This window comes from Luteibacter sp. HAY1-4A (assembly GCF_056755355.1).
This window is the reverse complement of sequence record NZ_JBNDHZ010000076.1, coordinates 1-12,643: the sequence shown is the minus strand read 5'-3', so window position 1 is coordinate 12,643 and position 12,643 is coordinate 1. Positions and strand designations below refer to the sequence as shown.

Below are 12,643 nucleotides of genomic sequence, written 5' to 3'. Positions count from 1 at the left end.
GGCGCTTTGGGGGGCGCCGGGGGGGGGGGCCGCGCCGGGGCCGCCGACGCACTCAAGGACATCGGCAGCCAGCGATTCTCTGATCTGCCGGACTTGGTCGCTGACAGCCTGGTCCTGATGCTCTTTGATCCCTACGTCGTCGTGCACAAGGCCGCGGTGCAGGCGCTGGGGCGACTTCGGCTTCCGGCCCACTTTCACCGCCTCGTGGTCGCCGCCCTCGATAACCTCATCATCGCCTATAGACAAGGTGAGGATCCCGATTTCCTGCTCGAGTGCATCGAAGCGAAGGTGACGTCGTACCGGGGCGAAGGCCCTATGCCCGAGGAGCAGGGCCAGGTACTGCTAGCCTTGGTCGCAGAACTGGAACCGTCGGTGCTCCTGAGTAGCGGACACCGTTACTTCCTCAGGCAGTTTCAGCACCTCGACGGATGGGCGGCGTTGGTCTTGGGCTGGATCGGCCATTGCCGAGAACACTACGAACTCGAGCATGCGCTGGAGCTGGCGGCGGACCTGCCCCTAGGCACGTGTGCGCCGCAGACCCAGGCAATCCTGGATGCGGTGGCGAGCGACCCGACTAACCCCCAGCTGTGCAGCACGTTCGTGGAGCTGCTCTCGCGCGATCGCGCCTGGCTTAGCGCGACACAGGTGGCCACGTTGCACGTGGCCGCCTTCCGTGACACCGTACGCGAGCGCGCGCGCCGGCTGCAGGCGCAGCAGCTCGAACGCCGCGTCCGTTTCGAATATTTGATCAGCGAGGGCCAATTGGAAGAAGCCCTGGCAATTGGTCAGGCATGGATGCAGGCCGACGTCGAGCTAGCGCAACTTTTCAAGAAAGATGAAAAATTCCCTCTCTTCTGACTCCTTGCAGCCGCGCCTGCAGGCCGTGGAGGCTTTGGCGGCGATCGCCCGGGGTCAGTGCCCATCCCACGATCTGAAGGCACTGGCTGTGGCCTTGGATTCGGTGTCGGTGGCCTTGTCGAGCGCGGCGGCCGCAACGGCATACAACGCCTTCAGCAGCATCGTGCGCATCGTCGATATGCTGGCGCATTGGCGGCGGGCCGTCCTCGACGCCGAGCCGAATGCCGATCGGTACCTCCGCAGCGCCCGTGAGCGTCACCGGCTATGGTTGGTTGACTACGGCCACAGCGATGCCGCAGCGGATCTGCGCGCGGCCGCGGAAGGCCTGACAACCTTGGAATCGACCGATCAAGTCGCCGACATCGCCCGGGCGCTCACTACCGTGCCGCTGCCCATCGGAATCTTCACCCAACCGGTAAAACCGGACTGGGCCGGCAAGACAAACCTGGTGGCCGCGAAAGAAGAGCCGCTGGTCGACCTGACCGTGGCGTTCTTGCAGTTCCATTTCGATGGCCAACCGGCTGCGGAAGTACACCAGTTGGCGGCTCGGGAAGTTCACGATCTGGAGATCGAAGTGCGCGTTTCGCGCTGGCCGCAAGACAAGCGAGAGCTGCGGCTAACGCCGATCTCCGTGGAGCCGAAATCGACTTACGACTTCCCCAGCTTCCGGTTCGAAAAACCCGAGGGCCAAGCGCCGTACACGATGCGGCAGAGTGGTCGCGCCGCCTTACTACTACCCCAAGGCATGCACGCGCGCCCCTTCGAGTTCAAGTACACCGCCGAATTCATCCCGGAACGCGGGGATCAGCCAGTTGCCGTCGTAGGCCATCGCACGCTGATCGTGGACGGTGCCGACGCGACGAAGCTGCAGATCTGCGGTTATCCGGGGCTGGACCAGACACTGTTCGCACTTCGGGAAGCGCTGCGTCGCCGGCCGGGCGTGCCGCAAGCGGAAACCGCCGATGCGCTGCTCGTGCTCACCGCGCTCTGCAATCTGGCCGGCCGCGCGGTTCAGGACGCCGAGTTCAAGGGACGGTGGGACGAAGCGGCGTTTCAACGGCACGTGCGCGCTGAGCTGCGTCGCCATCCGTTGATTGGCGCGGATCTGGACGAGCACGCCCATGCCGCCGGCGGCATCACCGATCTGGCATTGCACGGAATACCGATCGAGCTCAAGGTCGTCGACACGCTGATCAGCTCTGTCGACCAGTGCGAACCGTTCCTCGGCCAAACCGCCAGCTATGCCATCGCCAAATCCAAGCGCACGGCGATCTTGTGCGTCCTCGACAGCAGCAATAAGAAGACGGCGCCGGTGCCACCCGAGGCGCTGCTGGACATCCGCACCCAGGCCCAAGGCGCCGTATCGATCTGCGTACTGGTGATCCAGGGCGATCTGGCTCGGCCGAGCGCGTTGTCGCGCTAGGGGACGCGTCGGCGATTCCGATTCCGCTACGGGTCGAAAGCGGACGCGTGCCCTACCCCCCATAACACGAGCTAATCCAGGTAGTGCGGGATGCGCATAAGGGACCTTGTCCCAGAAAGTGTCCATCGAGGAGTTCAAAAGGAGTTTTGCAAGCGGCTGATTTTTAATGGAAAAAATCTAGCCTAGCGGGAGCGCTAGGATGCGGACCGCCGATCCCCGCCAAAGCTTGGCCGCAAAACGGCGTGTACCGGAATGTGGTCCGGGCTCCTAGCGGCTCGAATTAGCCTATCAATGGCTTCCCGGCACTGACCCCGCGCACCCTTCAACCCTTGGCGTCCATGGTAATGCGGCCCGGTCTAACCACCACTGATTGAAGCCCCCGCAGCAGCATAACGGCGACGTGTCGCTTGTCCGTCCACTTTCCGCAGAACCGCGCAAAGTCCTACGCAAGACAGGAGCGCGCTCGCCCGGATACTCTCTTAATCTCCCTCAGAGCGAGACCTAACAGGTGACGGAAGACGTATCGCCAAGGCTCGAACAACGGATCATCGATCCCCACGCCGTTGTGCATATAACTGACGTTGAGTTCAACGCGCTCGCCGCCGCACGAAAGGTTCTGATCGATGGGCTGGCCTTCGAGCAGAGGTACGAGTTGCTCCTCGGCAATTATCTTGACTTTGAGGTTGGCGCGACGCGCATGTCCCTGGAAGCCGTTGCCGGGATGGACTACCGGACCTATCTGCCCGGCGCCAAGGCACTTCTCGAGGGCAACCGGCTCCTCATGAACGTCATGACCGCTTCACGCACTTACATCGACCAAGTCAAACAGGACTTCAAGGGCGTGAGACTGGAGCAAGGGTTCGGAGCGGCGGCATGCAAGTTACTGTCGGTCGAGTACGATACTAGCTTCGACTATCGGTTCATGGAAGCGCTGCGCAACCATGCCCAGCACAGGGGCATGCCAGCACATGGTTACTCCTCCGCTGGAGGTTTGCACGACGCTCTGACGTTTCAGTGCATGAAACACGAGCTCATCGAAGCCGGCGATTTCAAGAAAAATGTACTCAAAGAGATGCCCTCTAAGGTCGACCTGCGCAAGGGTGTACGACACTACGTCGAGTGCCTCAGCTCTGTGCACGTTGCGTTGCGGGTATTGGTCAGGCCATTCATTGAGCAAGCGCGTCGGGATGTTGAGGCAGCCATTGACCGTTACAGAGCGGAAAACAATGGGAAGGCACTTGGTCTTCACGCGCATCGCTCTGTGGACGGAACTGAGGAATGGATCGGGCTGATGGTCGAATGGGATGACGTCCGCATACACTTGGCTCAAAAGAACGACGACAAGCTCCGGCTTACAGCCCGCTTCGAGAGCGACGACACGCGCAACGAAAGGCACTGAATCAGTTGTTCCGCGCGTAGCATTGTCCTAATCTGAAAGACGTCGCTTCGTCGGAAAGAATCCAGGAGAAACTGCGCTCCGTGGAGACATCGTCGTCAATGTCCCGTCTTTCGTACCTTTGATAACATCTATTAATTCGTCATAGCCTTTTTCGACTGTTCTATGCGGTTGGCATGCCTCTTACGACGTCGGCAACGGGGTGTTGCCGTTCAAGGCGGGAATCCTTGAAAACACGTCAGTTATGAAGTCCATGAACACGACTGCCCGCGTGGGAAGCAGTCGGTTCGCCACATAGACGAACTGCACCGGGACGGGCGGAGCCGCATGGTCCGTCAGTATGAATTGCAATTGATCACTTTTCAGCCCTTCCTCAAACAGCCAGGCGGGTCCATGAGCCACCCCTAAGCCGGCCGTGACCGCGGCACTTACGGCATAAGGCGAGTTCACCCTGAACCTACCGGAGATCGGAATATCCTTGTCCCGGAAGCGCCAAGTCGCGCCGGAAGACAACAAGGTATAGACGACGCAGTCGTGGTCGCGGAGGTCATCCGGTGCCTGCGGAATTCCGCGTCTGGCTAGGTACTCCCTACTGGCCACGAAGACGCGGTCATACCATCCAAGACGCCGGGCGCGCAGCGCGCTGTCCTCTAGGTGTCCGATACGAATGGCGAGTTCGGTCCCTTCGTTCACCAAGTCCACGTAGCGATCGTTGAGCTGAAGATCCAACGTCAATCGGGGGTGCCGCTCTAAAAAAGTCGGCACGTGCGGTAACACAAACGCGTGTGCGAGCGCTGTCGGGCAGGCAACACGCAAGAGCCCCGATGGTTCGACGTTGTTCCTGAAGGACGATTCGGATTCATCTACCGCATCCAGAATTCGCCGAATGTCCGCGTAGTAGCGTTCGCCCTCCGGCGTCAGAGACAGCTTGCGCGTGGATCGGTGGAGCAACCGCGTCTGCAAGTGATCTTCCAGCGCCGCCACGTAGCGACTGACGTTGGGTTGCCCCAGCCCCAAGTCACGCCCCGCCGCGGAGAAGCTTCCGGTTTCTACGGCGCGCGCGAAGCACCTCATCAAAAGAAATCGGTCCATGCCGCCACCCTTATTCATGCCTTAGTTGCATGAATTATATACATTCGCCTTCTCTTATCTATCATGGAGCATGAGCGCAGCATTTCTCCTTGTCGACCACGTCGGTCGTCATTCACTGGAGAACTCTATGGCGCGCTTGCAAGGTAAACGCACTCTCATCACCGGCGGGACCAGTGGCATCGGGCTGGAGACCGCAAAACAGTTTCTGGCGGAAGGCGCTCGTGTCATCGTCACGGGCGTCCATCCCGATTCGATTGCAAAGGCCCAAGCCGAACTGGGTCCCGAGGTTCCGGTGCTGCGCGCTGACTCGGCCAACGTTGCTGCGCAAAAGGAACTGGCACAAACCATCAAGGACCGATACGGCCAACTGGACGTTGCCTTCCTCAATGCCGGCGTATCTGTCTGGCTGCCGATCGAGGAATGGACGGAAGAGATGTTTGATCGCTCGTTCGACATTAACGTCAAAGGCCCCTACTTCCTGCTACAGGCTCTGCTCCCGGTCTTCGCGAATCCCGCCTCCGTCGTACTCACTACCTCAGTCAGCGCACATGCGGGCGCAGACCGCTCGTCCGTGTATGGGGCCACGAAGGCTGCATTCCTGAGCATGTCGAAGACGCTTTCGACTGAATTGCTGGGGCGCGGCATCCGTGTCAACGCAGTCAGCCCTGGACCGATCGAGACGCCTCTATACGACAAGCTCGGGATTCCGGACGCGTACCGCGAGCAGGTCAACAAAGAGATTGCGGCGAGCATTCCGCTTGGGCGCTTCGGTACGGCTGACGAGGTGGCCAAAGCCGTGCTGTATCTGGCTTCCGACGAGTCACGCTGGACGGTGGGCTCAGAAATCGTCGTTGACGGCGGTCGCCTGCTGAATGGCTAAGCGCGCAGTCCAGGAGCTCGGCGAAAGCACCGTGGCTCGGGCTGAGGCAACAAGGCGCTGAAGGCTTGCTTCGGCGCCGAACGACAGGCCCTCCAGTCCAGTAAGGAAACGATGGCACGCGGAAACATCTGCGTGCCACGGCCTCCCCCTTCATAGACCATCCAGAGCTTCCCATCGCTATGACCGCACTTACCCTGATCAGCCATCCGCTGTGCCCCTTCGTCCAGCGCGCCGCGATCATTCTTCTTGAGAAGGGCGTTGAATTCGACCGGATAGACGTCGATCTGTCGGCGAAGCCAGACTGGTTCCTGGCACTTTCGCCAACCGGCAGGGTTCCGGTGCTCAAGGTGCCTCAAGCTAACGCGGAGGACGCTATCCTCTTCGAAAGCGTGGTTATCTGCGAGTACCTCAATGAAACGCAACCTGGCGCGCCGATGTACCCCGTTGATGCGCTGCCTCGCGCCCGGCACCGCGCATGGATCGAGTTCGCCACCCAGACCTTTGCTGAAGGCTGGCAGTTCCTCCACGCTCGCGACTCTGCGACCGCCGACGCCAAGCGCGTCACCTTCTGCGACCGTCTCGGCAAGCTGGAGGCAGAACTAGGCGCAGGGCCATTTTTTGCCGGTGCGTCCTTTGGCATGGTCGATGCTGTTTACGCTCCGCTCTTTCGTTACTTCGGGATCATTGATCCGGCGGTGGCGGAACAGATCTTCGATGGCTTTCCGCGTATTTCATCCTGGCGCAAGGTGCTTGCGGCGCGCCCCAGCGTCAGAGACGCCGTTGTCGAAGACTATGCCGATCTTTTCCTGACGCATCTTCGCAAGCAAGGGGCACTCATCGCTGTCACTCCGTCCAAGCGGTAGCGAAGCGCAGCCGTTCCTGATGAGGTACACGAGCGTCTCTAAGGTTCAGAGGGCGGCACGCACCTTGAAGAACACCCAGCCTACCCCCGATAACCAACCCTAATCGCCCGCTCCGGGTAACCTCAGCGTGCGGTGCCGACACACTTGCCCAATGTTGGCGGCATTTCACTCGCAAGTGTACGTTCCAGCGGCTTAACCGCCGGCGCGGCGCGGCCGCTCCACAGGCTTTCTCGGTGGCGGTATCTTCAAAAGCGATCACCACGCTCGGTACGGCACCTCTGAGTTACAGACGCCGTTAACAATGTGTACGCGTTGGAAGCACGGCCTTAAGGCCGCGAAGCATTTCTGCCGAAGAGCCGGTATCTACCTGATAATTTTGAGTCTTGCCCACATTCCAAGTCGTACCTCACCGTCCTCATCAGCGGCTACCCCCGATCCTGGTCGAGGATCACGATGTTTTTACCAGGATCGCTTCCGATATCGATCGCACTGTCCCCGCACGCCGACAAGGTGATGATCCCCGTGAGGCTCTTCCGAAACACCCCCGTCACTTCAACCAGCTTGCCGTTGAATCGCTTCTCGTCCTCGATAGCAATGCCCGCATTCAAGAGGCTCAGGCAATTCGAATCGCGCGACCACAGCGTGTAGGACTTGGGATCGGACACGATGTACTGCTGCTCCTCCCCCAACACGAGGTATCCGCGTAACGTCATGCGTTCGCCATCATGATCCTCGCGATGGGCATTGAGGTCCGAAATCGACGGCAACCTCTCCGCCGCCGGAGCGCATCCGGCGGCTAGCAGAAGTGAAGTGGCGATAGAGGCAAGGAATTTGTTCACGGGTGTTGTGCATCCAAGGCAGCTTGTTTGCGTTGATGAACTTCTCGATTCCTCTTTATTCATCCCGACTCATTGTTCCCTCGAGCAAGCTCACCTGGATCCTTCCATCGACGATAAGAGAGTCGCTCTCGCCAGTGATCGACGCTCAATCAGCCTCCGCTCGATCAGCTATGCAGAGCGATGGTGGCGTTGGAGTTTGCGACAATGGAGTGAGTTGACGACTCCAAACCAGATGATTACTGCAGCAAGGAGTGAGTTCAGGAGATAGAGCACCACAATCTCGCCTCCGAGATATCGCCGCACAACCTCGTCGACGTCAATCCCTAGCCCCCCGAGGCCCAGAGACACGAGGTTCAGCGGAAATGCCAGAACCTCAGCGGCAACATCGCTCACGGAATTCGCGCAGCTCGCCTGCATGCCGCAGTAAAGCCCACTCACTAGAAGCGAAACCGTCAGCGCGAAATGCACTAGCGCGATGAGGGAGAAGAACGCAACTGACTTTCTTTTGGACATGATCAGTAGCCCAACGGATTGAAGCGACGCGAGTCATCAACCGGCGATATCGACATCATCCTTGGAATGGTTGGCAATTTCGTCGGTTCGCAGAGTATGTCCGCTTTGGATGGTTACCCCAATGTTTGGATCGGGCCGGCGTGCCGTTTTTCCACCACTAGGCGGCATGGGCCATGCGTCATGGGGCGGAATCCGGGCTCGCGGATGTACAGTCCAAGCGGAACCATAGGCGCGCTCGGCAAGTCGCCGTACTCGATATCTTCCCATCGGGCCAAAAGGAACAATTCCGTGATCCGCTCAATGATCATGCTCATCCTCATCGCTTCCAGCCTTATAAGTCCTCACGCACATGCGCAAGAGACTGCCGTTCGCAACGGCTTCGATCTGGCTGTACCAATACGCCCTATTTCGGTTCAAGTCGACGGTCGGCGGCAGATCAGTTACGAAGTCCATCTCACCAATTTTTCCAATGACCAACTCGAAATCACCCGCGTCACGGTACTCGACGGACAGGATGGTCATGTACTCGCCGACCTTTCTGGAAAGACGTTGGCCGACGATATCGCCATCCTCGGCGCTGCACCACGGAATAAAGGCGATGCGGCCCGGGTCGAACCCGGCCAGCACGCCGTGGTATTCCTGGATTTCACCGTACCGACACGCATTGCCGGAGGTTCGATTCAGCACCGCATCGGCTACACGGTGGCTGGCGCTGCCACTAACCACACCCTCCTGGGCGATGCCGTTCCACTGAGCGATGAAGTGCCATCGGTGATCGACCCTCCATTACGCGGAGGGCCGTGGGTCGCCATCCACAACTCGGCTTGGCCGCGTGGGCATCGACGGGTGTTCTATACGGTTGCCGGCCATGCCCGACTTCCCGGCCGCTTTGCCGTCGACTGGGTCAAAGTCGACGAAAAAGGGCGCACTACCGTCGGCGACCCCGATATCACCGCCGAAACGTATGGTTATGGCGCTGACGTCCTGGCAGTCGCTGATGCCACCGTCGCGGCCGTGCGCGACGGCATGGACGAGCCAGCACACATTCTGCCGCACACGACGCACTTGCCGGCGGAGGACGCCGGCAACTATGTCTCTCTAAAGCTACCCGACGGGCGTTTCGCCTTCTATGAGCATCTCCGGAAAGGCAGTATCCGGGTGGCTGTCGGCGACAAGGTCCGCACCGGCGACGTCATTGGATCTCTCGGTTTCTCTGGTGAATCCACCGGACCTCACTTGCACTTCCATGTGGCCGATTCCAATTCGACTCTCGACGCTGAAAGTGTTCCTTTCGAAATCCGGCGCTTCCGTCGATTGGGGCGCTATCAGGACATCTCGAGACTCGGAACGGCCTGGACACCCGTGCCCAGTGACGAGGTTTCGGTCCGCCAGAACGAATGGCCCGACGTCAACGACGTGGTTCAATTCTGAAGTGCACCATCCCAAGGGACAGAGTGGAGCGGCTAGCCCGGCACCGGACTGCATTGCCATTGGACGGAGAAAGAAGTTCTAACCAGCCCCTGGCCCCTGCTCCAAGTCCTCCGCAAACCTGCGCATCAAATGCACCAGCTTCGCGATGTCTTCCGGAGCCCAATCTCGGAGGATTCCCTTTGCCAAGCGCTCACGGGCCTGGTCGAGCTGGTCGGTCACGGCCTTGCCTTGGGGAGAGACCACCGCCTCGCGCATCCGGCGGTCTTCGGAGTTCTGAAGGCGGATCACCAGCCCCATGCGCTCCAGCTTGGCGACTTGGCGGCTGATGGTCGTGTAGTCCCTGCCCAGGCGATCTGCCAGTTCCACTACCCCAATCGGCCCCACTCGCTCGATCACCACCAGAAGACGAAAGAGCGCTTGATCCAGCTGCACCCCGGCTTCGGCGATCAATCGCTCGTCGTTCCGGGGACGGTTCATCACGCTCACGATCGAGATCAAGGATCGATGGAGATCCTTTAGCTGAGCCGAGATATGTGTATCTTGCACTTTCTTTTTTGCGGCCATAAGCTGCCTCCTGATATGTGCATATTACACATTGTTTGGAGGCTGAACCATGCGTGATTCGATTGACGTCGTGATTTGCGGCGCCGGTGCTGCCGGCCTGACCCTGGCTATTGACCTGGCAAGGCGTGGAGTAAGTTTTGTCCTTATCGAAAAACTTCCCTCCCCCTTCCACGGCTCGCGCGGCAGGGGGATCCAACCGCGCACCCAAGAGATCTTCGAAGACCTTGGCATCCTGGACCGCGCCACGGCGGCTGGCGGGATTTACCCCACTGTCCGCAAGTACGCGGTCGATGGCAGCTATGTGGACCAGGAAGTAACCAGCGCTATCAACCCTACGCCTGCCGAGCCCTATCCCCTGCCGCTGATGGTCCCGCAGTTCAAGACCGAGGCGGTGATGCGCGAGCGCCTGGCCGAATTGGGGCATGCACCGGAGTTCGGTGTCGAACTGATCCGAATGGCGGTCGGCGCCGATGGGATCGAAGCCGTGCTCGCCACCCCGGGAGGCGAAAAGACCGTCCACGCCCACTACCTGGTGGGAGCCGACGGCGGGCGCAGCTTTGTGCGCAATGCCTTGGGAATTGGCTTTCCGGGGAAGACCTTAGGCGTACGCGCGATTGTGGCCGATGTCGTGTTGGACGGCCTGTCGCGCAATGTATGGCACCAGTTTGACGGAGGGGACGCAGGCCCCATGGCCATCTGTCCGCTCGCGGGCACTAGCCTGTTCCAGATACAGGCGCCTGTTTCGTTGGACGGCGACATCGACCTCTCTGCGAACGCTTTGACCGAACGCGTTGCCCTGCACACGAAGCGCACCGACATTACGGTCCAGTCGGTTATTTGGTCGTCCCTCTACAATATGAACGCCAGGCTCGCCGATCGTTACCGGGAAGGCCCGGTGTTCCTGGTTGGTGATGCGGCTCATATTCACCCTCCCACCGGAGGGCAAGGTCTCAACACCAGCGTGCAGGACGCCTACAACCTGGGCTGGAAGTTGGCGGCCGTGCTGGACGGTGCACCCAAGGCGCTCCTGGAGACTTACGAAGCCGAACGCCGCCCTTTGGCCGCGGATGTGCTCGACCTGTCCACACGCCTGCTCGCGGGCTTCAAGAGCGGTGACAACAGGCGGACCCGTGAGGTCCAGCAATTGGATATCGGCTATCCCACTTCGCCACTGTCCTTCTTGGGACACCCCACTGCCAGCAAGCTTGCGCCAGGCGCTCGTGCGCCAGACGCCACCGTACAGGGTGCGGGTGGCAGTCCAACGCGTCTATTCAACCTGTTCAAGGGCACGCATTGGACCTTACTGGTCAATGGTTCCATAAGTCTCGCACCGCGTGCTGGACTGCACATTCACAGTATCGGACCCGGCATGGAGATCGAAGATCGGTCGGGCCAGTTCGCCCAGTTCTACGGTCTCGAAGAAGGTGCGTCCGCGCTGGTCAGGCCCGATGGCTATCTGGCTGGCGTTTTTGCCAGGGATCAAATGGCCGCGCTTCAAGAGCATCTGGACTGTTACTGCAATTAGGAGCATCGGTAGCGGATGATGTTGCTACCGATGTCATGTGATTGTCGTTCCCATCCGGAAACATATCTGCAAGCCGAGCTTCCAACGCTAACGACAGGATGGCTAAATCAATCCGATGTCCAGACGTAGAACCAATTTCCAGACTTATTCGCGTAGGTGACCCCGGTAGACTCCAAGCGTCCAGAAACCACCACGTCATGGTCTGACTTTATTTCCTCGCGCTCGAACTTCCGAGTAGGCGGTGTATCTAGCGCATTGCTTCGAGCGTAGGCGCCGGGGCCTTCTCGCTTTACATAGCAGAATCTAATGTCGTCGCAAAAGGTAGGCAGGTGCTGAATCAACCATCCGCTCTTCTGTTTCGATGCAGCGGCGAGATCGGGATGCCCGTTCTTAGCCACTAAAACGAAAGCGAATGCATCTCTTCGCCCTCCATAAAAAAAGCCTTTGGCAACCACATAACAACCATCCCCTCCCGCCGTCATGTCGTGATTGACACTCGCGGGATCAAGGTCGCGCTTGGCCGGCAGTGACAACCCCGGCTCACTGACAGCCAACCTCTCCGCCAGGTCGCGAGGTAATTTGTCTAAGCAGTCGATGCCCTGCGCGTTTCCAGCCACAGCAAGTTTGCTAACGGCGGTAAAAAAGAACGCAAGCAAGTATTTGAGTTTCATCAGTGTACCCCCCCATGCAACGCCATTCGCACCTCCCGGGCCGGACGGGATTCAGATGCGCACATCGGCACCGAGTCCCGAGGCCTGCGGGCTCGCGCTATTCCTATCGTTCCTGCCCTTCCCGTGTTCGATACGATCAAGTTCCTTTTCCGCCTCAGCATCTGCTGATGCCGCTTTGCGCAACCAGAAGATAGCCCGTGTGCGATCAAACGCCGACCCGCTGTCAATGAGGTCATGGTAGAGGTTGTATTGGGATGCAGCGTTCCCGTTCTCGGCAGCTATCTGCGTCCAACGGCGCTCCTCCACCGGATTAAGGGCCACGAAGCCATAGAACAGGGCGACCTTTAACGCAGCTTCACCCGAGCCACGTGCAGCCTGGTCCTCGAGCGTCACTCTCTGCTTATCGGTCAGGACCAGGCTCTGGTTAAGGTTGATAGGCTCGTCACTCGCCCCATGCGCCACTGCTGCACCCGAACACGCCGCCCATGCCAGCAATGCCACACACAATAAATTGGGCTTCAATGGAATCTCCCTGATTCATGGACTGAACTCGATAAGCGTACCTGCACCTGTCTCTTATACACATCT

The 12,643-nt window shown here is 59.6% G+C and carries 12 protein-coding genes; 7 read left to right on the top strand and 5 right to left on the bottom strand.

All coding sequences use genetic code 11. The annotated features are described in order from the left end of the window. From ACPYOD_RS18285 to ACPYOD_RS18275, 3 genes are all read left to right on the top strand, one after another. Positions 1-858: hypothetical protein (locus ACPYOD_RS18285; RefSeq protein WP_481303129.1), on the top strand; the 858-nt coding region annotated here is incomplete at its 5' end. Next, positions 836-2,281 carry a hypothetical protein gene (locus tag ACPYOD_RS18280; protein ID WP_481303128.1) on the top strand — a complete coding sequence of 482 codons (1,446 nt, stop codon included), beginning with the start codon at positions 836-838 and terminating at the stop codon, positions 2,279-2,281. The genes ACPYOD_RS18285 and ACPYOD_RS18280, both read left to right, overlap by 23 nt. A gap of 508 nt (positions 2,282-2,789) precedes the next feature. Beyond that, complete coding sequence (locus tag ACPYOD_RS18275; protein ID WP_481303127.1) at positions 2,790-3,680, top strand: hypothetical protein; 891 nt, start codon at positions 2,790-2,792, stop codon at positions 3,678-3,680. Positions 3,681-3,860: 180 nt separating this feature from the next. Here ACPYOD_RS18275 and ACPYOD_RS18270 read toward each other — a convergent pair whose 3' ends face one another. Beyond that, entirely contained in the window at positions 3,861-4,787 is a 927-nt protein-coding gene (locus tag ACPYOD_RS18270; protein WP_481303126.1) for a LysR family transcriptional regulator, read from the bottom strand. Positions 4,788-4,839: 52 nt separating this feature from the next. Here ACPYOD_RS18270 and ACPYOD_RS18265 point away from each other — a divergent pair, with 52 nt between their 5' ends. Together ACPYOD_RS18265 and ACPYOD_RS18260 are read left to right on the top strand one after the other, a co-directional pair. After that, positions 4,840-5,649, top strand: coding sequence for an SDR family oxidoreductase (locus tag ACPYOD_RS18265; protein WP_481303125.1), 810 nt, complete (start codon positions 4,840-4,842; stop codon positions 5,647-5,649). A 179-nt stretch (positions 5,650-5,828) separates the two neighbouring features. Next, positions 5,829-6,512, top strand: a complete 684-nt coding sequence (locus ACPYOD_RS18260; RefSeq protein WP_481303124.1) for a glutathione S-transferase family protein — start codon at positions 5,829-5,831, stop codon at positions 6,510-6,512. 425 nt (positions 6,513-6,937) lie between these two features. Here the strand turns inward: ACPYOD_RS18260 and ACPYOD_RS18255 are convergent, their stop codons facing one another. Then, on the bottom strand, positions 6,938-7,351 hold the full coding sequence (locus ACPYOD_RS18255) for a hypothetical protein (RefSeq protein ID WP_481303123.1): 414 nt from the start codon (positions 7,349-7,351) through the stop codon (positions 6,938-6,940). Between the two features lie 801 nt (positions 7,352-8,152). On the opposite strand from ACPYOD_RS18255, the gene ACPYOD_RS18250 reads away from it, so the two are divergent. After that, positions 8,153-9,295 carry a M23 family metallopeptidase gene (locus tag ACPYOD_RS18250; RefSeq protein ID WP_481303122.1) on the top strand — a complete coding sequence of 381 codons (1,143 nt, stop codon included), beginning with the start codon at positions 8,153-8,155 and terminating at the stop codon, positions 9,293-9,295. Positions 9,296-9,373: 78 nt separating this feature from the next. Here the strand turns inward: ACPYOD_RS18250 and ACPYOD_RS18245 are convergent, their stop codons facing one another. Next, positions 9,374-9,859 carry a MarR family winged helix-turn-helix transcriptional regulator gene (locus ACPYOD_RS18245; protein ID WP_481303121.1) on the bottom strand — a complete coding sequence of 162 codons (486 nt, stop codon included), beginning with the start codon at positions 9,857-9,859 and terminating at the stop codon, positions 9,374-9,376. A 49-nt stretch (positions 9,860-9,908) separates the two neighbouring features. Between ACPYOD_RS18245 and ACPYOD_RS18240 the strand changes: the two genes are divergently transcribed. After that, positions 9,909-11,384 (top strand): FAD-dependent oxidoreductase, encoded by a 1,476-nt coding sequence (locus tag ACPYOD_RS18240; RefSeq protein ID WP_481303120.1) that lies wholly within the window; start codon positions 9,909-9,911, stop codon positions 11,382-11,384. A gap of 107 nt (positions 11,385-11,491) precedes the next feature. Here the strand turns inward: ACPYOD_RS18240 and ACPYOD_RS18235 are convergent, their stop codons facing one another. After that, positions 11,492-12,055, bottom strand: coding sequence for a hypothetical protein (locus ACPYOD_RS18235; RefSeq protein WP_481303119.1), 564 nt, complete (start codon positions 12,053-12,055; stop codon positions 11,492-11,494). 51 nt (positions 12,056-12,106) lie between these two features. Continuing rightward, complete coding sequence (locus ACPYOD_RS18230; RefSeq protein WP_481303118.1) at positions 12,107-12,577, bottom strand: SEL1-like repeat protein; 471 nt, start codon at positions 12,575-12,577, stop codon at positions 12,107-12,109. Positions 12,578-12,643: the final 66 nt, after the last annotated feature.

What these genes read in the sequence shown, in the direction of transcription:
- ACPYOD_RS18260 (WP_481303124.1), top strand. Translation starts at nt 5,829, where the DNA reads ATGACCGCACTTACCCTGATCAGCCATCCGCTGTGCCCCTTCGTCCAG.
- ACPYOD_RS18235 (WP_481303119.1), bottom strand. Translation starts at nt 12,055, where the DNA reads ATGAAACTCAAATACTTGCTTGCGTTCTTTTTTACCGCCGTTAGCAAA.
- ACPYOD_RS18280 (WP_481303128.1), top strand. Translation starts at nt 836, where the DNA reads ATGAAAAATTCCCTCTCTTCTGACTCCTTGCAGCCGCGCCTGCAGGCC.
- ACPYOD_RS18245 (WP_481303121.1), bottom strand. Translation starts at nt 9,859, where the DNA reads ATGGCCGCAAAAAAGAAAGTGCAAGATACACATATCTCGGCTCAGCTA.
- ACPYOD_RS18240 (WP_481303120.1), top strand. Translation starts at nt 9,909, where the DNA reads ATGCGTGATTCGATTGACGTCGTGATTTGCGGCGCCGGTGCTGCCGGC.
- ACPYOD_RS18265 (WP_481303125.1), top strand. Translation starts at nt 4,840, where the DNA reads ATGAGCGCAGCATTTCTCCTTGTCGACCACGTCGGTCGTCATTCACTG.
- ACPYOD_RS18270 (WP_481303126.1), bottom strand. Translation starts at nt 4,787, where the DNA reads ATGAATAAGGGTGGCGGCATGGACCGATTTCTTTTGATGAGGTGCTTC.